Origin of the sequence: Kribbella yunnanensis, from assembly GCF_039529655.1 — a bacterium.
GTDB lineage: Bacteria > Actinomycetota > Actinomycetes > Propionibacteriales > Kribbellaceae > Kribbella > Kribbella yunnanensis.
Map to the genome: position 1 here is coordinate 233438 of NZ_BAAANF010000003.1, position 22959 is coordinate 256396.

Annotated in this window: 19 protein-coding genes; 5 read left to right on the plus strand and 14 right to left on the minus strand. The window is 68.9% G+C overall.

Going from position 1 to position 22959, the window contains the following annotated elements:
- Positions 1-4: 4 nt before the first annotated feature.
- Genes ABD231_RS05810 through ABD231_RS05820 form a run of 3 tightly spaced genes read right to left on the minus strand, consistent with a single transcriptional unit; the run spans position 5 to position 4012 of the window.
- Positions 5-1228: an ROK family transcriptional regulator gene (locus tag ABD231_RS05810; protein WP_344146136.1), complete on the minus strand. Its 1224-nt coding sequence runs from the start codon at positions 1226-1228 to the stop codon at positions 5-7.
- Entirely contained in the window at positions 1225-2787 is a 1563-nt protein-coding gene (locus ABD231_RS05815; RefSeq protein ID WP_344146139.1) for an alpha-amylase family protein, read from the minus strand. Before ABD231_RS05815 ends, ABD231_RS05810 begins: the two co-directional genes overlap by 4 nt.
- A gap of 28 nt (positions 2788-2815) precedes the next feature.
- Entirely contained in the window at positions 2816-4012 is a 1197-nt protein-coding gene (locus ABD231_RS05820; RefSeq protein WP_344146142.1) for a cysteine desulfurase-like protein, read from the minus strand.
- 122 nt (positions 4013-4134) lie between these two features.
- On the opposite strand from ABD231_RS05820, the gene ABD231_RS05825 reads away from it, so the two are divergent.
- Positions 4135-5094 (plus strand): DMT family transporter, encoded by a 960-nt coding sequence (locus ABD231_RS05825; RefSeq protein ID WP_344146145.1) that lies wholly within the window; start codon positions 4135-4137, stop codon positions 5092-5094.
- Between the two features lie 59 nt (positions 5095-5153).
- On the opposite strand, the gene ABD231_RS05830 is transcribed toward ABD231_RS05825, so the two are convergent.
- From ABD231_RS05830 to def, 5 genes are all read right to left on the minus strand, one after another.
- Positions 5154-6029 (minus strand): type IV toxin-antitoxin system AbiEi family antitoxin domain-containing protein, encoded by an 876-nt coding sequence (locus tag ABD231_RS05830; RefSeq protein ID WP_344146148.1) that lies wholly within the window; start codon positions 6027-6029, stop codon positions 5154-5156.
- A 156-nt stretch (positions 6030-6185) separates the two neighbouring features.
- Positions 6186-7175, minus strand: coding sequence for a DMT family transporter (locus ABD231_RS05835; protein WP_344146151.1), 990 nt, complete (start codon positions 7173-7175; stop codon positions 6186-6188).
- 70 nt (positions 7176-7245) lie between these two features.
- Positions 7246-8640: an RsmB/NOP family class I SAM-dependent RNA methyltransferase gene (locus ABD231_RS05840; RefSeq protein WP_344146154.1), complete on the minus strand. Its 1395-nt coding sequence runs from the start codon at positions 8638-8640 to the stop codon at positions 7246-7248.
- A complete protein-coding gene (fmt, locus tag ABD231_RS05845) occupies positions 8618-9544 on the minus strand; it encodes a methionyl-tRNA formyltransferase (RefSeq protein WP_344146157.1) in 927 nt (308 codons plus the stop codon). The genes ABD231_RS05840 and fmt overlap by 23 nt, the downstream gene beginning before the upstream one ends.
- 22 nt (positions 9545-9566) lie before the next feature.
- A complete protein-coding gene (gene def / locus ABD231_RS05850) occupies positions 9567-10115 on the minus strand; it encodes a peptide deformylase (protein ID WP_344146160.1) in 549 nt (182 codons plus the stop codon).
- A 159-nt stretch (positions 10116-10274) separates the two neighbouring features.
- On the opposite strand from def, the gene ABD231_RS05855 reads away from it, so the two are divergent.
- Both ABD231_RS05855 and ABD231_RS05860 read left to right on the plus strand, forming a co-directional pair.
- On the plus strand, positions 10275-11564 hold the full coding sequence (locus ABD231_RS05855) for a C39 family peptidase (RefSeq protein WP_344146163.1): 1290 nt from the start codon (positions 10275-10277) through the stop codon (positions 11562-11564).
- Positions 11565-11569: 5 nt separating this feature from the next.
- On the plus strand, positions 11570-12697 hold the full coding sequence (locus ABD231_RS05860; protein WP_344146166.1) for a hypothetical protein: 1128 nt from the start codon (positions 11570-11572) through the stop codon (positions 12695-12697).
- 3 nt (positions 12698-12700) lie between these two features.
- Here ABD231_RS05860 and ABD231_RS05865 read toward each other — a convergent pair whose 3' ends face one another.
- Together ABD231_RS05865 and ABD231_RS05870 are read right to left on the minus strand one after the other, a co-directional pair.
- A complete protein-coding gene (locus ABD231_RS05865; protein WP_344146169.1) occupies positions 12701-13318 on the minus strand; it encodes an HAD family hydrolase in 618 nt (205 codons plus the stop codon).
- Between the two features lie 10 nt (positions 13319-13328).
- Positions 13329-14279, minus strand: coding sequence for an Lrp/AsnC family transcriptional regulator (locus ABD231_RS05870; RefSeq protein ID WP_344146172.1), 951 nt, complete (start codon positions 14277-14279; stop codon positions 13329-13331).
- A gap of 118 nt (positions 14280-14397) precedes the next feature.
- Here ABD231_RS05870 and ABD231_RS05875 point away from each other — a divergent pair, with 118 nt between their 5' ends.
- Positions 14398-15720, plus strand: coding sequence for an MFS transporter (locus tag ABD231_RS05875; protein WP_344146175.1), 1323 nt, complete (start codon positions 14398-14400; stop codon positions 15718-15720).
- Here the strand turns inward: ABD231_RS05875 and ABD231_RS05880 are convergent.
- Entirely contained in the window at positions 15653-16867 is a 1215-nt protein-coding gene (locus ABD231_RS05880; protein WP_344146178.1) for an MDR family MFS transporter, read from the minus strand. The genes ABD231_RS05875 and ABD231_RS05880 overlap by 68 nt on opposite strands.
- A gap of 92 nt (positions 16868-16959) precedes the next feature.
- On the opposite strand from ABD231_RS05880, the gene ABD231_RS05885 reads away from it, so the two are divergent.
- Positions 16960-17949: an ArsR/SmtB family transcription factor gene (locus ABD231_RS05885; RefSeq protein ID WP_344146181.1), complete on the plus strand. Its 990-nt coding sequence runs from the start codon at positions 16960-16962 to the stop codon at positions 17947-17949.
- A gap of 258 nt (positions 17950-18207) precedes the next feature.
- Here ABD231_RS05885 and ABD231_RS05890 read toward each other — a convergent pair whose 3' ends face one another.
- The 3 genes from ABD231_RS05890 to ABD231_RS05900 all read right to left on the minus strand — a co-directional run bounded on the left by ABD231_RS05890 (position 18208) and on the right by ABD231_RS05900 (position 22933).
- On the minus strand, positions 18208-20235 hold the full coding sequence (locus ABD231_RS05890) for a primosomal protein N' (RefSeq protein ID WP_344146184.1): 2028 nt from the start codon (positions 20233-20235) through the stop codon (positions 18208-18210).
- Positions 20236-20451: 216 nt separating this feature from the next.
- Positions 20452-21645, minus strand: coding sequence for a methionine adenosyltransferase (gene metK / locus ABD231_RS05895; protein ID WP_344146187.1), 1194 nt, complete (start codon positions 21643-21645; stop codon positions 20452-20454).
- Between the two features lie 187 nt (positions 21646-21832).
- The gene (locus ABD231_RS05900) at positions 21833-22933 is read right to left on the minus strand and encodes a winged helix DNA-binding domain-containing protein (RefSeq protein WP_344146190.1); all 1101 of its coding nucleotides are present in this window, start codon (positions 22931-22933) and stop codon (positions 21833-21835) included.
- Positions 22934-22959 lie beyond the last annotated feature (26 nt).

The window sequence follows — 22959 nt, forward strand, 5'->3', positions numbered from 1 at the left end:
CCATCTACCTTTCAGCAACGAGTTCGCGTTCCGGCGAGAACGTGTGGTCCAGCACCAGGCTGCCGGCTCCGATCGCCCCGGCATCCGCGCCGAGCGCCGTACCGGTGACTTCGACCCCGTGGATCGTGCGGACCGTGAAGCGGCTCTGCAGAGCGGCCCGGACCCGGTCGGTCAGCAGCGGGGCGAGCTGCTCGAAGTACGGGCCGCCGAAGACCACGCGGTCCAGGTCGAGCAGGTTCGCCACGTCCTCGACCACCTTGGCGATCCGCTCGGCCAGTGCCGTGATGATCTCGGCCGCGGCCCCGGGCCTGGCGGCGGCCAGCGTACACAGCCTGGTGAAGGCGGCGTCCACCGCCTGGCGGTCGTCGAGGTCGATGCTCTGGGCAAGTACTCCGGCCTGGACCGCTTGGTGCACGAGGTACCGTGGCCGACTGGTCTCGCCGACGCATCCCCGGCGGCCGCAGAAGCAGAGCGGTCCGTCCGGGTCGACGATCACATGACCGATCTCACCGGAGTTGCTGGACGAGCCGCGGACCACCTCGTTGCCGAGGACCAGGCCGGCGCCGACGCCGGTTCCGAGGTAGAAGAAGACGAAGTTGCCTGGTCCGCTGACCCACTTCTCGGCCGCGGCCGCCGCGGTGACGTCCTTGTCGAGCAGGACTGGCAGTCCGGTTCGCTCACGCAGTTCGTCCCGGAGAGGGACTAGGTGCCAGGCAGATAGGTTTGGCGGGTCGACGACCACTCCGCGTTCGGCGTCGATCGGGCCGGGGGCGGCGATGCCGACGCCGATCACGCGGCTGCGTAGAGCGGCGGATTCGTCGATGACGGCTTCGACGGTGTCCGCGATCGCGGCGATCAGGACGTCGGGATCGTCGTCCTCGGGCGGGGCGAGCTGCCGGCGGGCGACGACTCCGCCGGTCAGGTCGAGCAGTACGACGGTGACGACCGCGGGGTCGAGGTGGACACCGACGGCGTACTGGCCGCCGGGCTCGAGCTCCAGCAAGGTGCGCGGTTTGCCCAGGCCGGTGCTCTTCTGGCGACCGGCCTCGCGGACCAGACCGGCGTCGAGCAGCCGGCGGATGATGTTCGAGATGGCTTGCCCGGACAGGCCGGTGGCGGCAGCGAGCTCAACCCGGCTGAGCTGCGCGCTGCGGCGAATCGCGTCCAGGACCACGGCGTCGTTGTACCCACCGACACGATCGAGATTCGTCCCCCTGCGGATGCTCATCCCGCGACCGGGTCCGCTCCCCAGGGCTGCGACCAGTCGTACTGGATCGTGTCTCCCCCGCTGCGCCATTCCGTCGGGGTCGTGTTAACCAACCAGTTGGTTGGTTCGATCCCGCCCACGTCGCCGCCGTCGAGCGCCAGCCGGATCCCGGCCCGCAGCGCCCGGTCCGTGCGCTCGGTGCGAGCTGATGGATCGATCGACAGGAACAGCGCGGTACCCGACCTCGCGATCAGATCGAGGAACCGCTCATTCAGCTCCCAGGGAGTCTGCGGCGTACAGGGCACACAGTCGGCGTCAACCGTGAAGAAGCGCCCATGCTGCGGCAGCCGGAAGGCGAGCGTGTTGACGCCCATCTTGCGGGTCCGCTCCCAGTCGCGCCCGGACGTGTCGTCGCCGGTCCGCTGGACATCGACAAGCCCGGCCGCGAGGTGGCCGACTGTGTTGCACCCGATCAGTACGACGTCCTGCGCGGCGTCGCGAATCGCGCGGTAGAACGCGAGCACGATCTCGGCCGTCGTGCGGCTCGGATCGTGCAGCTGCCAACCGCTCTCGGTGAGCCGCGAGCCCATCGCGGGACCGAACGCGCCGAAGACGTCGTACGTGCTGAAGTCGTGTTTGACGAGCTCGAAACCCCACTCCTTGAACCTGGTCAGGTCCGCGCGGACCAGGTCCAGGACCTCCGGGTACGACGGGTCGAGGGCCCGGCCGGGCTTGTCGTGCGGACCAGAGCTGGCGTGGCGGCCGGGCTCGCGGACCAGGAGTGGACGGAACCACAGTCCGGGCCGGGCGCCGATCGCCGCGATCGCGGCCGCCGTACCGGCGAGGTCGTCGAAGACGCCCGGGATGCCCTGGTCCCAAGGGCCGCCGGAGGCGATACCGCCCGGGTACCAACCGTCGTCGACCACGCTGAACGGCTTGACCGCGTGACCGTCGGCGAGCTCGACGATGGTGGCGGCGTCGGTGAGGACGGCCTTCTCGTCGAAGTTCTCGCCGTACGCGTAGTACCAGTTGTTGGCCCCGACCACCGGCGCGGGCTCAGGTCGCGCCGGCAGTCGGGAGCTCATGGTGGCGACCGCTGCGTGGAGGGTCTGCCAGGGGGTGCCGCCGTCTTCGAATGCTTTGACCGTAGCTGCTGTGAGGGTCCGGCCGTTAAGCCTGGTCGAACCGCCACCGTTGCGAAGGTCGAGCCAGAGAGTGAAACCGTCGGCGTCGACCGTCCACGCGGCGAAGGCGTTCGGCTGGACCTCGACCCCGGCGCCGGTGGTGCGGCCGGTGGCTGGGTCGTGGACGAGGAAGTACCACGGGAGTAGTCGTTCGGGCTGCTGATGCCGCCACTGGAGGTCGCCGTACGAGCGTTCCCAGGCGTCGCCGAGGATCAGGGCGTCAGGTTTGAGGGGTTCACGCCAGCGGAGGGCGACGCGGATGATCGTGTCGGCGGTGACCTCGACCGTGCCGTCGTTCCAGCCGACGTCGATACCGGCGGCCGACCAGGTGCCGTCCCGCCGGGCCTCGATCAGGTCGTCGTCCCGCTGGACGAAGACCGCGCTGGGTTCCCTCACTCGACCCCCTCGACTTTCCCCATTGACTTTAGTTAGTGCGGCCGACGAGCGTCAAGACCGCCTCTACCAGGCGGTCTACGTCGGATTGGTCCGTGTACGGCGCGAGCCCGGCGCGGACCGCGCCATCGGTGAGCCCGAGGTGGCGGGCGGGTTCGTAGGCGTAGAAGGTGCCGGCCGGGGCGTTCACTCCGGCCCCGGCTAGGTGCTGGGCGACTTCACCCGGGGTGTGACCGTCCAGGGTGAACAGCAGGGTCGGCGTACGGCGGGCTGCGTGACCGTAAAGCACCAGGCCGGGAACCGCCTGGAGGCGAGCTTCGAGGTCGTCGCGGAGGGCGTCCTCGTGCTGCTCGACCAGGGCGAGCGAATCGTTCAGCCGCTCGCGGCGGGTTGCGCCGTCACCGCCGAGACTGGCCAGGAAGTCGACAGCGGCCGTCGTACCGGCGAGCAGTTCGTAGGGCAGGGTCCCCAGCTCGAACCGCTCCGGTACGACATCGGTCGCGGGGAGCAGCTTGTCCGGGCGCAGCGTCTCGAGCAGCTCAGGGCGTGCGGTGAGCACCCCGAGATGCGGGCCGAAGAACTTGTACGGCGAGCAGACGTAGAAGTCGGCGTACGACGTGTCGACCGGGGCATGGGCGGTCAGGTGCACGCCGTCGACGTACAGGAGGGCGCCGGCCTCGTGGACCTGGTCGGCGATCTGGGCCGTGTCGGGGCGAGTGCCGAGCAGGTTGGAGGCGCCGGTGACGGCGACCAGCTTCGTGCGGTCGGAGAGCAACGGCGTGAGGTCGTCGAGCTCCGAGGTCTCGCGGTCGAACTCGAGCCAGCGGACCGTCGCTTGGGCAGCCTCGGCGGCCTGGACCCAGGGGCGGACGTTCGCGTCGTGGTCGAGACGGCTGACAACGATCTCATCGCCGGGGCCCCAGACCTTGGCGAGAGTGCGGGAGAAGTCGTAGGTCAGCTGGGTCATGCTGCGGCCGAACACGATGCCGTCTGCAGTAGACCCGAGCAGGTCGGCCATCGCCGTACGGGCGTCGTGGACAATGCCGTCGGCGCGACGCTCGGCAGGCGTGAGTTGACCGCGGTTTGCGAGGGCCGAGGTGAGGGTGGCCGAGACCGCGTCGGCGACCACTTGCGGGGTCTGCGAACCACCGGGGCCGTCGAAGTGCGCGGCCCCCTCACTGAGTGCCGGGAACTGCTTGCGGACCGCAATGACATCGAAGGCACCCATGCACGTCATCCTCTCCCGCCGAACCGGTTCTGAGCCAGCGCGTGCCCGTGTCCGGACAAACCTGTGCCCGGATCCAGAAATCGCAGTACGAATTGTCCGTGACGTGGTGCAGGATGTCAGGAGTGAGCACCCCGACGACTACTGACAAGGTTCCGACGCGAGCCTGGCTTCCGACCATGCTGACCCTGGCCGCCATCTGGGGTTGCAGCTTCCTGTTCATCTCGGTCGGCGTCCGGGAGCTGCCGCCGCTCTACCTGGCCCTCGGCCGGGTCACCGCGGGCGCGATCGTGCTGCTGGTCTTCCTGGCGATCAAGCGCGAGTCACTCCCCCGCGACCGCCGCCTGTGGGCGCATTCCTTCGTGGTCGGCGCGGTCGGATCGGCCATCCCGTGGACCCTGTTCGGGTACGGCGAGGAGCGCATCCCGTCCCTGCTCGCCGGCATCTGGAACGGCATCACCCCGCTCGTCGTGCTGCCGATCGCCGTACTGATCTTCCGCACCGAGCTCTTCTCACTGCAGCGCGGCCTCGGCCTGGTGGTCGGGTTCGTCGGCATGCTCGTCGTCCTCGGCGCCTGGAACGTCAGCGGCGGCGCCGACCTGACCGGCCAGATCCTCTGTATGCTCGCCGCCGTCTGCTACGGCATCGCCGTCCCGTACCAGAAGCGCTTCCTCGCCGGCAGCAGCATCTCCGGCACCGCCCTCTCGGCAACCCTGCTGCTGTGCGCCATGCTCCAACTCGCGATCGTCGCCCCCCTCGTCACCCGCCAGGCCCCGCCCGCCCCCTGGTCCCTGTCCATCGAGGTCCTCGGCAGCGTCCTGGCCCTCGGCGCCCTAGGCAGCGGCATCGCCTTCGTCCTCAGCATGCGCAACATCCGCCTGATCGGCGCCAGCCGCTCCGCGATGGTCACCTACCTGATGCCGATCTTCTCCATCCTGGTCGGCGTCATCGTCCTCCGCGAACACATCACCTGGTACCAACCAGTCGGCGGCCTAGTAGTCCTCCTCGGCGTAGCCATCTCCCAAGGCGTCTTCAATTTCCGCACCAAGCCGAAGCCGGTGGTCGGCGTTCCCGAAGTGGTTTAGCGGACCGCCCCCACTCACCAACCTCGGCAGCCGCACGCGCCGCACGCTCAGCGCAGTGGTCACGCTGCGCGCAGGAGCGGGTTAGTGAGTGGGGGAAGTCCGCTCGCCCCTTCAATCGACCTCACCACCCACCGTCCGTCGTAGCGAATGTCCTCCCAGCTGAAGCGGAGGATGCGCCAGCCGCGAACCGTCAGGGCGACCTGCCGCCGGCAGTCTCGGGTGAACGCCTGCCTGTTGCCGTGGAACTCGAACCCGTCGGCTTCGAGTCCGAGCCGGAGACGGGGGTGCGCGAGATCGATCCGGGCCGAGAACTCCCTGTCCCGAACCTCCCACTGGGGTACGAAGCCTTCGAGGCCTGCTTCGATCGTCAGCGACCGCAGTCCTGATTCCAGCACCGACTCGGCACGCAGGTCAGCGAGTCCCGCCACGTAGAGGATGCGTCGTCGATGCGGGCCGCGGATCGCGGCCGCAGCCTGCAGCAGTTCGTCGTGATCGAAGGCACCCATGCGCAGCGCCGAGTCGGCGACGGCCAGTGCCTCCGCGAGGGGCAGGGTGCGAATGCAGTCGAGCACGGTACGGATCGGCGTCGTGACGTCATCGATGGCGGCGACCTCGGCCCAGTGCAGTCTGCACGGAAGCCCGGTCAGCCGCCGAACGCGGCCGGGCGGCAGGGTGACGTGTGGCAGTACGGGCCGATCGATCACGCCAAAGCCCCAGTGCTGCGCCGCGCTCAGGTGGGACACCACGCCGCCGTGACTCCGGGCCGCTGTCAGCGCGACGGGAGACGTCGGCAAGGCGTAAACACCTTTGGCTACTCGACGGATCTCACCGTCGGCCAACGCGGTGCGGACTGCTCGTCCGGACATCACTGCGCGCAGGTCGCCGAAGGTCGCGACTCCGCCCCGCCGATCCAGCAATTCGGCAACTTCGGTCATGCCTTCATGGTGAGCGTTTCCGCCGTCGAGCGTCGGGCGTTATCCACAGGCGGACCGCCAACACTCACCAACCTCCCGAACCGGCCGTCGCGGCGGGTCGGCTGAGCGTGCGGCGATGTCTCCCGGCGAGGTTAGTGAGTGGGGGCGGTCCGCCCCCTACCTGCTGCGGCGGAGGTTGGGGATGGCGGCTACTACGACGGCGGCGAAGGCGAGGATGGTGCCGGCGATGACTGGCAGCGTGACGGCCTTGTCGGCGGCGGGGGCTAGGAGGTCGATGGCGAGGCTGGCGACTAGTTGGCCGGCGATGGTGCCTAGGCCGAGGATGAAGACGCCGACTACGCGGACGACGGCTGCGGCGACGCTCATGAAGATGACGCCGCAGGCGCCGCCGAGGTAGAGCCAGGGGTTGCTCGGGAGGGCGTTGGGGGCGCCGCGGAGGGCTAGGTCGATGGCGAAGACGACCACCAGGGCTACGAAGCCGACGCCGAAGTTGATTGCGCCGGCGGCGACGGCGCCGTAGGGGCCACCTGCGGCGGTTTGGGCCACTCGGCCGTTGATGGCTTGCTGGACTGCGGTTGCGATGCCGCCGAGGGCTGGGAGGATCGCGAGCAGGAACCCGCTCGCGTGACCGAACTGCTCGGAGACCGCGAGCACGACGGCCACCAGCGCGATGGCGGCGCCGACGATCCGCAGGGTCGTGAACTCCTGCCGTCCAGCCGGGCCGAAGCCGAGGCGGTCGACGACGAGGCTGCTGCCGGCCTGCCCGGCGATCATCGCAACGATGAAGACCGCGACACCGGTCACGTGCACGGTGATCGACTGCACCGAGACCACCCAGGCGCCGCAGAGGCCGCCGATGCACTGCCACCAGCGCAGGCCGCCGGCGTTCAGGGGGTCACGGATCGCGTGCCAGACGTTGCCGAGCGAACGGCGGATTCCCGGAACGAGGGCCGCCGCGATCGCCAGGATCACCGAGCCGCTGCCGAAGGAGATCAGCGCGGCCGGGATCCCATCGCCGAGCAGTTCGCCCAGTCCGCCGTTCAGCCGGGACTGGATCGCGAACAACGCCCCGATGCCGAAGGCAGCGGCCAGCCCGGCTGCCTGTTGCCGACGGGCCGACACGGGGCGGTTAGCGATAACAGTCACGTGACCATCATGATCGTTCCACCTGATGCACCTGACAGCAGGTCCAGCTGGTGGGCTCAGCTACATCGGATCAGCTGCGGCGGATCAGCGCCAGATACATCGCGTCGGTGCCCTGCCGATGCGGCCACAGCTGTACGTCGGGACCGTCGCCGAGTTCAGGCACGTCCGGGAACAGCTCCCGAGCGTCCTCGAGAGTCGCGTCGTCCCGCTTGGCCAGGACGGCGTCGACGACTGCACGGGTCTCGTCCGGATGCGGTGAGCAGGTGACGTAAGCAACGACTCCACCCGAGCGGACCGACGTGATCGCCGAATCGAGCAGATCCTCCTGCAGCGGTCGGAGCTCCTCGACGTCCTCCGGCGTACGACGCCAGCGGGCCTCCGGGCGGCGGCGAAGCGCACCGAGTCCACTGCACGGTACGTCGGCCAACACTCGGTCGAAGGAGCCTTCCGCCCAAGTCGGTTTCGTACCATCGCCGACCAGCACCTGGTGATCACCCGGAATCGCACGGAGATTCGCGCGAACGAGCTCGGCCCGGTGCTCAAGCGGTTCAACCGCGGTCAACGCACCATCACGCTTCTCGACCAGCGCCGCGAGCAGCGCCGACTTCCCGCCCGGCCCCGCGCACAGGTCGAGCCACGCGGTGTCGGAACCCTCGATCGGCGCGTTCGCCAACGCCAGCGCGACGAGCTGCGAGCCCTCGTCCTGAACCCCGGCCCGACCCGTCGCCACGGCCGCGATCCGGCCCGGATCACCGCCGCTCTGCAGAACCGCGGCGTACGGCGACCATTTCGCGCGACTGGCGCCGGCCTCGATCAGTTCGTCGACCGTGGACAGCCCGGGTCGCGCGACCAGGGTGACGCGCGGCGGCTCGTTGTCGGCGTCGAGCAGGTCTTCCAGCTCGTCGTCACCCAGCAATCGCGCGAACGCCTCGACCTCCCAGGTCGGATGCGCCTTCGCGACCGCGAGATGCAGCAGCCGGTTCTCCTCGATGGACGGCGCGACCGCGTCGATCCACTGGTCGAACGTGCGCTGACTGATCTTGCGCAGTACGGCGTTCACCAGGCCGCTGCGCTTGTGGCCGATCATCACCCGGGTCAGCGTCACCATCTCGTCGACAGCGGCGTACGAGTCGACGCGCATCCGCAACAGCTGGTGGGTGCCGAGGGTGAGGACGTCGAGCAGCTCCGGGTCCAGCTCGTTCAGCGGACGATCGACGCAGCGCGCGAGGAAGGCGTCGTACGTGCCCTGCCAGCGCAGCGTGCCGTGCACGAGCTCGGTGCAGAACGCGGCGTCGCGGCCGGCAAGTCGAGCGTCGCGAAGCGCCTTGTTCAGCACGAGATTCGCGTAGCCGCCCTCGGAGGTGACCTGGCGGACAACCTTGTAGGCAACCTGCCGCACCTTGTCCGCCTTCTTCTGCGGATCCCGGTTGCGCGGCGTGCGGTCACTCACCGAGTCGATCCTCATCTGTCAGACGGATACCGCGTGCCCAGTCGGCCGCGGCCATCGGCTTCTTGCCCTGCGGCTGGACGGTCAGCAACTCGACCGCCTTACTGCCGGTGCCGATCACGACACTGGACTTCGTCGCCTGCAACTCCCCTGGCTTCAGCTCGTCCTCGGTCAGCCGGACCGCGAGCACCTTCAGCCGCTCACCGCGGAAGGTCGTCCATGCACCCGGCGCCGGGTTGCAGCCGCGGACCAGCCGGTCCACGCGCAGCGCGGGCGCGGTCAGGTCCAGCTCGGCGTCCTCGACGTTGATCTTCGGCGCCAGCGAGACACCGTCGGCCGGCTGCTCCTGCGCCTGCAGGATCCCGTCCTCGATGCCGTCCAGCGTGTCCACGAGCAGCTTCGATCCCGACTCGGCCAGCCGTGCCAGCAGGTCGCCTGACGTGTCCGTCGGCCCGATCGGCTCAGTCAGTACGCCGAACACCGGGCCGGCGTCCAGTGCCTTCACGATGCGGAACGTGCTGGCCCCGGTCACGTCGTCCCCGGCGATGATCGAGTGCTGCACCGGCGCGGCACCACGCCAAGCCGGCAGAACCGAGAAATGCAGGTTCACCCACCCGTGCTTCGGGATATCCAACGCTGCCTGCGGCAACAAACCGCCGTACGCGACGACCGGGCAACAATCCGGGGCGATCTCGGCGAGCCGGGCCAGGAACTCCGGGTCGCTGGGCTTCACCGGCTTCAGGATCTCGATCCCGCCGAGCTCTTCGGCGTACTGCGCGACCGGCGACGCGACCAGCTTGCGCCCGCGCCCGGCCGGGGCATCCGGACGGGTGACCACGGCAACGAGTTCGTGGCGGCTGGCAACGATCGCGCGCAAAGCGGTCACGGCGGGTTCCGGCGTACCGGCGAAGACGACTCTCACAGGGCATATCCGTTCGCGGAGCTCACAGGCCGAAGCCGTTCGTGGGGTGGGGGGAGATCTTGATCTGCGGTGGGCCGGAGAGGCCGGACCATTCGGCTTCGCGGATCGCCTTCATCGCCTGCTTGCGGGTTGCGGTGTCCAGACGGTCGACGAAGAGGATGCCATCCAGGTGGTCGGTCTCGTGCTGGATCGCGCGGGCCAGGTACTCGGAGCCCTCGATCACCACGGGATCGCCGTACATGTTGAAGCCGCGGGCGATCACGGACTGCGCGCGCCGGCAGTCGAAGTACAGGCCTGGGATGGACAGGCAGCCCTCGGGGCCGAACTGTTCGTCGTCGGACAGGGTGAGCTCGGGGTTCACCAGGTGACCCAGCTCGCCGTCGACGTGGTAGGTGAAGACGCGCAGTCCGACGCCGATCTGCGGCGCGGCCAGGCCGGAACCGGGCGCCGCCTGCATGGTGTCCGCGAGGTCCGCGACCAGGCGGCGCAGTTCGGCGTCGAAGTCGACGACCGGCACCGCCTTGGTGGTCAGGACGGGGTCGCCGAACAGGCGGATGGGTTGGACCGACACAGACTCTCCACAACGTTCACTGACCAGGACTGAGCAAGTCTAGTGCGCCTGGCCCCGAGGCCCGGGCCCGGAGGGGGCTCCCGTTAGTTGCCTCAAACACGTACTGTGGTCCCAGGCGTACCTACAGTCACTGTCGTCCCACGCCTAACGGGAGACACAATGCGCACAGCAGCACGGGGGGCCACTCTGATCGTCCTGGGTGCACTTCTGACCCAGGCGCCACTGAACGCTTCCGCCTATCAGCCCCGCGACCCGGAGCTGGCCCGGCCGGCCACTCCTGGCCCGTCGACCCCGCCGACGATCCTGCCGACCGCCGTACCGACCCCTTCGGTCCCTGGACCGGCGCCAGCCAGTACGACGGTTGCGACGCCCCCGGCCGCGGAGTCGTGGAGCGAGCTGAGCGAGCAGGTGGTCGAGACGTCACCGGACGATCTGCAAGCCTCGGACACCTCGACGCAGGTGGCCTCGATGCTGCGGTGTTTCAAGCTCGAGGAGGAGAAATACTGCCTCGGGCTCGGGTTCGTGGACCAACTGCCGACCGGTGCGCAGATCGAGGAGACGGTGACCGCGCCGGATGTCTCGGCGAACGCGGACGACGGCGTTGAGCAGGACATCGACACTGGCGACCAGACACCGCAGTCCTTCGTGGCGGAGCGGGCGGCCTTGCCTCGCAGCGAGCGGGTCGACGTCGAGCTCGACGAGATGAAGGCCGCGTGGGAAGGCCGGGAGAAGGCGCGTGCGCTTCGGCTGCTCGACGCCTCCGCGGATGAGCGCACGGCTTCCGATGCCACCCCGACGCCGACGCCGACTCCCACACCGACCGCGACACCGACGCGAACCACGCCGACGGTGCCGGTGCCGACCCCTGCTCCGCAGCCGCCGGTGCAGGTGGTGAAGCTGCCGAAGTCGGCGTACATCATGAAGGGTTTCCAGACCTCGCAGGAGAAGGGGTTCTGGTGCGGTCCGGCGACGTTCCAGTCGATCGACTGGGCCGACGACCGGCAGAAGGACACCCAGAAGTCGTGGGCCAAGGACCTCGGGTCGACCAGCTCCGGGACCGGGATCACCGCGATGGTGAAGCAGACCAACCTGAAGACCGACTGGGATGTTGCCGCCGGCACCTACATCGTGCAGAACGTCTCGCACTGGAACACGCAGAAGTTCTTCACCGTGCACCAGAAGCACCTCGGTGACGGCAAGCCGGCGCCGGTGATCGAGCACGTGCAGCTGCTCAAGCGGTACTTCCCGTACCTCGCCTTCAACCACAGCGGGCACTACCAGGTCGGCCGTGGGTACGACCGGGCCAAGGGCACCATCGCGATCTTCGAGGTGTTCAACGAGCGTCGTTTCAACAGTCGCGGCAACGTCACCGACGGACCGAAGAACATCCCGGCCTCGGCCCTGTTCAACGCGACGCTGGCCAACTCCTTCCAGAACATCGGACTGTGACCTGAATGCGTCGTACCACCGTTGCCGTCGGCATCTTGATTCTGTTGGGTGTGGCCGGTTGCTCATCCTCCGACAACACGTCCGGGAAGCCGCCGGTCGGCACTCCCCCGGCGCCGCCCAGCTCGGCGACGCCGCCGGCGCAGACCAACACCGCCGTACCGGTCTGGGCGAAGGTGCTGCGGCAGCCGGTCGACGGGCAGCACCTCGTCACCCAGCAGCGCAAGTACGTCGTGACGCGCGGCAGCGACGAGGCCGGCACCACCACGATTGCCGACAAGTCGCTGAAGAAGGTGATCGTGCGGCACGTGCCCGCCAAGGGTTTCGTGGCGCAGTCGCCGGTCGTGATCGATGATCGTTGGGCGCTGATCGAGGACATCCGGTCGGAGGGATCAGACCCGGAGATCAGAGTCGTCCGGTATGACCTAGGCAGCGGTCGCGTCGGCGGGGTCGGCAAGCTCCCGCGCGTCTCGGAACCGGAGATCGGCGCGTACGACGGGACGTTCGCCTACAGCTCGACTGATGCGAAGAACCGGTCGTGCCTGGTCGTCGCATCGCTGGCCGAGTTGTCGTCCCGGACGGTGGCGTGCGTGGCCGCGCCCGGGTACATCGCCGATCCGGTGGTGTCGGCGGACTCGGTGACGTTCAGCGAGATCACCGCACCGGAGACGGCCGGTCGATGCAAGCGAGTGCTGAGCGCGTCGTTGTCGGGCGGTCCGGCTCGGCCGGTGCCGGCGGCAACCAAGTGCATCCAGTGGAGTGGCGCTTCGGTGGGCGGCGCGACGATCTGGTCCGAGGTGGCTGCGTCGGATCCGGATCAGTACCAGAGCAAGGCCTATCTGCGAGAGTCCGCGGACGCCCCGGCCCGCGCGCTCGGCGCGGTGGCAACCGACACGATCCTTGCCTGTGGCAACTGGATTCTGTGGGAGACGCGGACGGTCGGTGAGAGCGGCGAGGAGTCGTTCCAGATCAACCGCTGGACGGCCGGGCTGGCCAAGCCGCAGCGCATCTACACCGGGAAACCCGGGATCGCGCTCACCCCGATGACCTGCCAGGACAACACGGTGTACGTCGAAGCCGCCGATCTGTCCGCGAGCCCGACGTACACCGAAGCCATCTCCGCTTCTGCCAGCTGAGGGTCAGACCGCGAGGCCGAGGTTCCGGAGGTGTACGCGGAGATCGGCTGCGCCGGTGAAGCGTTCGGAGATCATCCCGACTGCGCGGGCGCCCTCGACATTGTGCTGCATGTCGTCGGTGTAGAAGGTCCGCGCCGGGTCGAGCTTGTAGCGCTCCAGCAGGATCCGGTAGATCTTCTCGCCGGGCTTGACGGTCTGCTCGGTCCCGGAGACGACCTCGCCGTCGAACGTGGTCAGAATCGGGAACGCCTCCTGCGCCACCTCCCACTTCTCGTGCGAGAAGTTGGTCAGCGCGTACGTCGGTAGACCGAGCGCGCGGATCTCAGTCAGCAGCTCGGCCGTGTCCTCGTAGACGCCCTTGACCATCTTGAGCCAGCCTGTGTCGTAGGCCTCGATCCACTCAGCGTGCTCCGGGTGCTGGCCGGCCAGCTCGGCGACCGCCTCGGCCCAGGTCCGGCCCGCATCCTGCTGCGCGTTCCACGTCCGGGTCGCGACGTTGGTCAGGAAGTGCGTTCGCTGCTGCTCATCCGGGATCAGGTCGGCGTACAGGTAGTCCGGACTCCAGTCCAGCAACACCCCACCGATGTCGAACACCACCGCGTCGATCGTCCGCTCAGTCATGCTCGCAACCCTACGTGGCACGCGCGGGAGCGGCTGACTTCACTGTTCGCAGGACGGGCACGGTTTCGAGGGCGGTGATGGGTTCGATCGCGCCGACGCGTTCGGTCAGGTAGGTGTGGAGGGCGTCGGGGCTGGGGCAGAGGGCGTGGGCGACGAGGTTCGTGCGGCCGGTGGTGGCGGCGACGAAGGCGAGTTCGTCGTGCTTGGCGAGTGCTCGGGCTACTTTGTCGGCATGCGCGGGCGGGACGGACAGCCAGAGCATGGCGGCGGTGGTGGCGCCGAAGGCATTCGGGTCGACGTCCACGTCGAAGAAGATCGCGCCGCTCGCCTCGAGATCGGCGAGGCGGCGGGCGACCGTGGCCGGCGCCCAGCCAGTCTGGTTGGCGAGATCGACGACGGTGGCGCGGCCGTCGGCGCCGAGCGCTGTCAGCAGTTTCCGATCTGTCGGGAGAACCTCGGCTGTGCCGCCTGAGAACGGGTGAGAAAGCGCTCTCTCCTGATCTTGGGTGAGCGTCGTTGCCCGAGCGCCCCAGGCGGTTGGACCGCCGACATACAGATGCAGGAGGTAGTGGGCGGAAACCGAGGTGATGCCCGCGGTGCGCGGGATGTCATGCAGCAGGAGGGTGTTGCCGTCGGCTGGGGTGGTGTGGACGATGGCCACGATCTCCGTACCGCCGGAGGCCAGCTTGATCCAACTGGTGTCGGTACGGCGAGAGAGCGCGCTCGCGAGATCTTGCGCCGCTCGCGGTGTCGCGGTCAGGCGGACGAGCCACTGGGAGCGGCCGGCCCGATGTGGGTCGGGCAGTCCGATCACGCGCAGGCCGGCCTCGGCGCGCAGCCGCTGGTAGCGCCGCGCGACGGTCTGCGTCGACACCCCGAGGACCGCGCCGATCCGGCTGTACGGCGCTCGTCCGGCGAGCTGCAACGCGTGGATCAGGGCGCGATCGATCTCGTCCAGCATGGAAAGATCATCACGCAGAGCGCTCTCCGAGGGAAGATCTCTGCACATTCATCTGCCTGGCTGGAACAGATGCGGAGCGAACCGCGACCGTGCTGCTACCGACATCTGGGAGGCAGCAATGCGGAAATGGGTGGGACTGGTCGCGCTCTTGGTGGCCGAAGCGATGAATCTGCTCGACGCCACGATCGTCCAGGTCGCCGCTCCGGTGATCCACACCGATCTTGGTGGGCGGACGGCCGACATCCAGTGGTTCAGCGCGGCGTACACCTTGCCGTTCGCGGCGCTGCTGATCACCGGCGGGCGGCTGGGCGACATCTACGGACGGCGGCGGCTGTTCCGGCTCGGGGTCGTCGGCTTCGTGCTCGCGTCGACCGCGTGTGCGCTGGCGACCCAGTCCGGCGTACTGATCGGTGCTCGGGCCGTCCAAGGTCTGACCGCGGCGACGATCATCCCGCAGACGATCGGGCTGATCCGATCGTCGTTCTCGGGTCCGGAGCTGCCGAAGGCACTCGGGCTCATCGGGCCGGTGATGGGACTGGCCGGGATCTCGGGACCACTCCTCGGCGGAGTCATCACCGAGGCGACCTCGTGGCGGGTCGTGTTTCTGGTGAACGTGCCGCTCGGGATCGCCGTGCTCGCGCTCGCGCGGCTGCTGCCCGAGTCGCGTTCTCCGGAACGGCCGTCGCTCGATCTGGCCGGAACGGTCTTGCTGATCACGGGGAGCGCTCTCTTGGTGTTCCCGATCCTGCAGTCGCGGGACTGGATCCTGCTGCCGCTCGGGATCGCCGTTCTCGGCGGTTGCGTCCTGCAGCAGCGCCGAAGCGGAAGCCGGTTGCTCGAGCTGAGTCTGTTCAGGAGAAGCGGTTTCGGGGCGGCGCTCGGGACGTCGGCGTTGTTCTTCGCAGTGATGAGCGGCCTGACGCTGGTCGTCGTCCTGCATCAGCAACTCACGCTGCACCACAGCGTCATGCGCGCGAGTCTCGTACTACTCCCCTGGTCGGCGGTCTCCGGGATCGCGTCCTGGTGCGCCGGACAGTGGCTGATCCAGCGCTTCGGCTCACGCCTCATGTACGTCGGCCTCGGCGTGCTCCTGATCGGTTTGCTCGCGACGCGGATCTCACTGGTACCGGCACTGGGGATCTGCGGCGCCGGCGTCGGGCTGTTCACGACAGCGTTCTTCACCGAGGCACTCCATCGCGTGCAGCCGCAGGAGACCGGATCGGCGGCGGGCCTGCTGAACGCGGTTCAGCAGTTCGGCGGCACGCTGGGCGTCGCCGTACTGGGCACGATCTTTCTGCACCACCCGGCGGCCCCGCAGCGGGCGTTCCTGGTCGCGACCGCGGTCATCGTCGTCACGGTCGCAACCACTCACCTCATGCGGTCGCCGCGTTCTCGGCAGTCCGGGCCTGGATCGCGGGAGAGAGCGCGTACTGCGCGATGAAGATGACTACGCCGAGCAGGGCGACGCCGATCCAGGTCATCGTCGGGCCGAGGTGCTGGAGCGCGTTCGGCCCGGCCAGCGGCCCGATCACCGAGCCGAACCCGAACGACATCCCGAAGATCCCCATGTAGCCACCGCGCAGATCGGTCGGGGCGATGTCGGCGAACACCGCCCCGATCACCGCGGCGAAACCGATCTCCCCGATCGACCACACCACCACCGACAACGCGTAGCCCCACCAGTTGTGCACGACCGCGCCAAGCCCGAACCCGAGTCCGACGATCAGCATCGACACTCCCACCAGCTTCGGCCGGTCGAAGGTCGCCAGCCGCTTCACCAGCAGCGGTTGCAGGATCACGATCACGACCCCGTTCAGCCCGATCACCGTCCCGTAGAGCGACGACGGCAGACCGTCGCGGGCCATTGCCAGCGGCAACGTCGAGTAACCCTGGAAGTAGATGGTCGCGTACCCGATCTGGATCAGCACCATCCCGATGAAGATCCGGTCCCGCAGCACGACCGGCAGCAGCGGCCGGCGGCTCGTACCTTCCTCGAGCTTCGGCCGGGTCTCCGGCACCATCGTCCAGATCACGATGCCCGCGACCACCGAGGTCCCCGCGTTCAGCCAGAACAGCAGGCCGTAGCCGAGCGACGCCAGCACACCCGCGCTCACGGTCGAGACCGAGAACCCGAGGTTGATCGCCCAGAACAGCAGTCCGTACGCGCGAACGCGCTCTCCCGGTTCCAGGAGATCGGCCACCGTCGCCGAGACCGCCGCCCGGAACAGATCACCGAGCAGCCCGACCGCGAAGGCGGTTGCCCAGATCATCGGCATCGACCGGGCCGAACCCAGCAGGACCAGCGCCACCGCGGTCCCGAAGAAGCAGATCAGCATCGTCGCCCGGCGACCGACCCGGTCCGACAACCAGCCGCCGACGAACTGCGACACCACGCTGCCGGCGCCAACCGCGGCCGCCACGGCACCCGCCGTACCGGCGGACAGGTGCCGGTCCTGGGTCAGGTAGAGGACGAGGAACGGTTGGACGAAACTGCCGAGCCGGTTGACCAGCTGGCAGACCCAGAGTGCCCAGAACGCCCGCGGCAGGGTTCGGGACGCGCTGGGTTCGGTGATCGGGGCTGCACTCATGAGACAACTGTCCGAACTTCGAGGGTCACTGTCGATGATTAGCCTCAGAACTAATCCTCTGCGGTGGACCCAACCGGTTTTACGATGGTCGGGTGATCACACTCAGGCTGAACGCGGGTGACGTCGGCCGGATCCGGTTCGCGCTCTCCCCGATCTGGGAGGCGGTCACCAGTGTCCGGGCGCTGAGCAACAACACGGCACGCAGTGTGCACGGACCGTGGCTGCAGAAGGTCCGGCCGACCATCGAAGGGCCCGACCTGACGTTGCTCAGGGCACTCATTCCGCCGGTCGGCTACATCCCGGACTTCATCACGCCGGCACCCCCGCGCCGCTCGACCAGCCTCGAGTCCGGACTGGCCGCGATCGCCGGGACGCCACCCGATCTGGTCGTGCGCGAGCTCCAGAAGCTGTACGACGAGAATCCGGATCCGCTGGTACCGGCGCTGATCGCGGATCCGCAGAGAGCGCTCTCGGAGATCACGGCCGCGATCTCGTCGTACTTCCGGCGCGCGATCGAACCGGACTGGCGGCGGATGCGATCCCTGCTGCAGGAGGACCTCGCTTACCGGCTGGACGAACTGGCGAGCGGTGGGATCGAGCGGCTGTTCCGCAATCTGCACCCGTCGGTGCGGTTCCACGGCGGCCTGATCGAGATCGACCGGCCGTTCTGCTGTCACGGCGAACCGCAAACCGGGCAGGGCGTGCTGCTGGTCCCTTGTGTCTTCACCTGGCCTGCCGCGCTGCCGGTCACCGGCGCACCGCACGTTCCGACCATCACCTACCCACCCCGCGGCCTCGGCCGCCTGTGGGAGGACCGCCAGGACACCACCGACTCCCCGCTGGCCGACCTGGTCGGCCGTACCCGGGCCGCCATCGTCAGCCACCTGGACCTGCCGATGTCCACCACCCACCTGGCCCACCAGCTAGGAGTGTCGGCTCCCACGCTCAGCGTCCACCTGAGCATCCTCCGCAACGCCGGCCTGGTCGACTCCCGCCGCGACGGCCGAGCAGTCCTCTACCACCGCACCAGCCTGGGCACGCAGCTGCTGACCGCCTCCACTCCCCTGGCCAACACCGCCTGACGAGCGCTGCCGTTCGAGGGCGAGGCCACGCCAGCGTCGCGGGCCGGGGATGCTCCCTGCAACGTCGATCGGTGGGTGGTGCCCGTGTCCACCTCCTCATGCCCAAAGGTGGGTCGCCTTCTCTTTGTGCACGAGATCCAACTTTGTGCACCCACCAGTCATTTTCGCGAGCCCCGCGTGGTTGGTGGGTGCACAAAGATGAGCTAGGTGCACAAAGAGCGGCGGGGGTGTTGCGGAGCGGGGTGGGAGCGGCGGGGGTTAGCCGAAGCTGGGTGGGTCTACTTGGGCGCGGACCGAGCCGGGGTTCTTTTTGGTGGTGCGGGCGGCTTGGGCTTCCTTGAGGGCGCGGACGAGTTGGGTGCCCGCGGCCCGCGGAGTGCGGACCACGGCTTTGACGGTTTCGTCGTCGACGTCGACCGGGCCCAGGACTTCGAGGCCGGCCTCGGGTGGGAGGAGAGCGCGGAGGCGTTCGATCAGGTCGGCGACTGCGGCGGAAGGGCCGGTCAGTTCGGCGAGTTTGGCAGCCGGGGCGAGGCGGGCGGTACGGCGTTCTTCCACTTCGCGAGTCGCCCATCCCTCCGGGCTCCAGCGCACGACCGCCTGCAGGGGCAGGGCCGATGGGTCGCCGACGAGGATGACCATGCCGCCGTCGCGCGCCGGGCGGACGAGTGCGGCTGCATTGAGCCAGCGGCGGACGGCTTCTTCGGGGGCCCGGAGGTCGGGGCGCGAGAGCATCAGCCAGGTGTCGAGCAGGAGGGCCGCGGTGTAGCCACCGTCGGCGACTGGTTCCGAACCCGGCGTGGACACGATCAGCGCCGGTTGGTCGGACACGCGATCGAGCATGTGCTCGCCGCCCGATGTCCGCACGACGATGCCGGGAAACGCCCGCCCCAACTCCTCCGCCGTACGGCGTGCTCCCACGACGGCGGCGCGCATCCTCGGGTCACCACATTCGGGGCAGCGGTGGTCGGCGGCCGGGCGGCCACAGATGCTGCAGCTCGCCGGTCCAGATCTGCCCATCAGCCGCAAGGTCCCTGAGCAGGTTGCGCACCGCGATGGCGCCCGGCAGGTCTGGCACACCAGGCTCGGCAGGTAGCCGGCTCGCGGATTCTGAACCAGGACCGGTCCGGACAGCAGCCCTTCGCGGGCGATCTCGAAGGCGCGGTGCGGTAGTCGAGCCGCGCGCGCGGCGGGGTCTCGGGCCAGGTCGGTGTCCGATTCACCCGTGATGTGCACCGAGGGCGCGGCTGCGCGGATCGCCGTACGGTCGGCGATGAGTTCGCCCGCAAAGCCTGACTCGATCACCGCGGCCGCCTCGGCCGACCGTGCGAATCCGCCGAGCAACGCAGCACAGTTCTGCTTGAACGCGCGCAGCAGCAGGACTTCACGGGCATGCGGGTATGGCGCTCGCGCTTCGGCGTACGAGTCGTCGCCGTCGTCCCACATGGCCACGAGACCGAGGTTCGCGACCGGGGCGAACGCGGCTGCGCGAGTGCCGATGACCACGCGCGCGTTGCCACGCAGTGCCGCGAGGAACGCTCGGTACCGCGCGGTCGGGCCGAGGTCGGCCGACAAGGTGACGAAGCCGGCGTCGCCGAGGACCGCCGTACAGGCGTCTTCGAGTCGTTTGAGGTCACGTGCGTCCGGGGCGAGCAGCAACGCACCGCGGCCCGCCGCGGAACACACCGCGGCCGCCTGGGCGAAGGCGAGCGGCCAATCAGCACCCGGTACGGCGGTCCAGATCGCGCGCGGCGTCTCCGAACGTGCGATCGCGTCAAGAAACCCCGGCGGGTACGGCGACCAGGCCGATCGCGAGGTGGAGAGCGGCGGGGGCGGTGGCTGGTCGCAGCGCAGCGGCTCGGCCTCGACCTTGGCGTGGCGGGGTGGGACGGCCAGGCGGGTGACGTCGGGGAGGACGCCCGCGTACCGGTCGGCGACCGCGCGGCACAGGTCGGCGATCTCCGGGGTCAGCACCTGCTCGGGCGACACGACCTTGCGGATCCGGGCGAGTTTGCCGTCGTGATCGGACTCGGCCAGCCGCTCCAGCACGAACCCGTCCAGGTCCTTGCCGGCGAACCGCACCTTCACCCGGGCACCCGGCTGCGCGGCATCGGCCAGGTCGTCCGGGACGAGGTAGTCGAACGGCCGGTCCAGGTGCGGCAACGAGACATCGACCGCGATCCGGGCCACCGGCAACGAGGACGTGATCCCGGCCGGCTCCTTGGTCCGGGATTTGCGCACGGTGTCCCGCAGCAGCGTCAGTTGCTCCGGCGGATCCGATGTCACCGGGAAAGGTTAGTCGCCCCGGCCGACACTTCGTCGCAGGCGGCCCGCAGCCTGTGGATAACGCGCCGCGGACCCAGGGGCCATCACAACTGCAGTCCACGAAGAGCCGCACCCGGGGAGCCGGCGACGGCGGCCATTTGTGATGGCTTGTAGGTCCGCAGGACAAGGCGACGGCCCGGCCGCCGAGGGGGCAGCCGGGCCGGGAGTACGCCGTGCTTACTTGTTGACTGCGGCCTTCAGCGCCTCGACGCGGTCGGTGCGCTCCCAGGTGAAGTCCGCGCCGGTGCGGCCGAAGTGGCCGTTGGCGGCGGTCTGGGTGTAGATCGGGCGGAGCAGGTCGAGGTCGCGGATGATCGCGGCCGGGCGCAGGTCGAAGACCTCGGCGACGGCGTCGGCGATCTGGGCGACCGGGATCTTCTCGGTCCCGAACGTGTCGACGTAGAAACCGACCGGAGCGGCCTTGCCGATCGCGTAGGCGACCTGGCACTCGACGCGGTCGGCCAGGCCGGCCGCGACGATGTTCTTGGCCACCCAGCGCATCGCGTACGCCGCGGACCGATCGACCTTCGACGGGTCCTTGCCGGAGAACGCGCCACCGCCGTGCCGCGCCATCCCGCCGTAGGTGTCGATGATGATCTTGCGGCCGGTCAGGCCGGCGTCGCCCATCGGGCCGCCGATCTCGAAGCGGCCGGTCGGGTTGACCAGCAACTTGTAGTCGGCCGAGTCGATGTCGAACTGCTCGAGCACCGGGTCGACGACGTGCTTCTTGATGTCCGGCGCCAGCATCGACTCGAGATTGATGTCCGCCGCGTGCTGGCTGGACACGACCACGGTGTCGATCCGGACCGCCTTGTCACCGTCGTACTCGACCGTGACCTGGGTCTTGCCGTCCGGGCGCAGGTAGGCCAGCGTGCCGTCCTTGCGGACCTCGGACAGCCGCGCCGACAGCCGGTGCGCGATGGTGATCGGCAGCGGCATCAGCTCCGGCGTCTCGTTGGACGCGTAGCCGAACATGAGCCCCTGGTCGCCTGCCCCCTGCAGGTCCAGCTCGTCCTTCGACGCGTCCGAACGCGTCTCGTACGCCGTGTCGACGCCCTGCGCGATATCGGCCGACTGGCTGCCGATCGCGATCGACACCCCACAGGACGCGCCGTCGAACCCCTTCAGCGACGAGTCGTACCCGATCTCCAGGATGCGCTTGCGCACGATCCCGGGAATGTCGACGTACGCCGAGGTGGTGACCTCACCGGCCACCACGACCAGGCCGGTCGTGACGAGCGTCTCGACCGCCACGCGGCTCTTCGGGTCCGCCGTCAGCAGCGCGTCGAGAATGGAATCGCTGATCTGGTCAGCGATCTTGTCCGGGTGACCCTCGGTCACGGACTCGGACGTGAAAAGGCGCCTGCCCACAATTCTCCCTCGGATTCCTCTTTGTGCCGCGTGACCGACCCCACGACCACGCGATCCCCCCATGCACCGGCGGTTGACGATGCATCTTCGGCGAGTATGCCAGCGTTTCCGGGCAGAGTCCCGGGGACGCACCGATTCCGTCCGGATCCCGGGATCGTTGTCCAGATTCTAGACAATCCAACGATCCTCAGGCGTGCGGGCCTACCGTGATCTCGCCCACTGTTAGGGTACCCTTAGTGCTTTGAATTGTCGCCACGCGGTCCACCGCGGCGGCCAGCGCGGCCTGCTGCCGGCGGTTCAGCCGGACCAGCGGCTCGACGGTCACCTGGAGGTTGCGGCCGCTCTTCTTCTGGTGCCAGACCCCGGCCACGGAACCGTCGATCAGCAACAACGGGTAGTTACCGGCCTGACCACGGTTCGTAGCGCGCTCGAGCGCCTTCCCCGGGAACACGAGCTCACGCGGGAAGCAGCCGACGCCGTACGCATCGAAGTACGGCAGCAGGTGCACGCCCTCCACCGGCTCGTCGGTGAACTCCTCGTCGCCCGGCGCCACGAAGCCGAACTCCGTCTCCGGGAGGCCATCGAAGTACGGCCTGACGACGGTGACCGTGGACTTGATCCAGCGCGCGAACTGCTGCGGGGTCGCGGGTCCGTATGCGTACAGGTAGCTGTGCAGCAACGCAGGGAGCGCTCTCTCCGGATCCATCGGCGCGAAAACTCCACGCCGCTGCGGAGTCGTGTACGTCGTGACTCGGCCGCGGTTCGCGCCGTAACAGAGCACGCCCGCGTTGGCCGCGTCGGGAATGACCTGCCGCCAGCGCGGCCACCAGGTCTGGAACGCGGGCATCACCAGGTCGCCTGCCCAGGGACCGGTACGGCGGACCACCTCGTCCGAGAGTTCGTCGACGGTGAGCTCCGCGTCAGAGAGCGCTTCCCCGATGGCCGCGATCACCTCGGCCTTCTGATCCGCGGTCATCCGCATGGTCTCGGGCGGCGGCGGACCTCCGAGCAACGCGGAGAGCGCTCCCGTCCACATCGGCAGATCCTCGAGCGGGAGCAGGTGCACGGTTCCGCGCGGGCCGAAGGTCTTCACCAGGCCTTCGTCGTTCTGGACTGTCTCGCGGGTCGCGCCCTCGACCCGCAGCGCCACGGATGTCTCCCCCGCCGTGAGGACCTGAGCATGCGCTCCACACATCGCCCGTACGGCGCCGACCGGGCTCGCCGCGGGTTCGGTCAGGTAATGCCGGCGCATCCGCCGTGCCACGACCGCCTGCCAAGAGATCTCCATGACCACGACCCTAGGTCGAGTAGCGG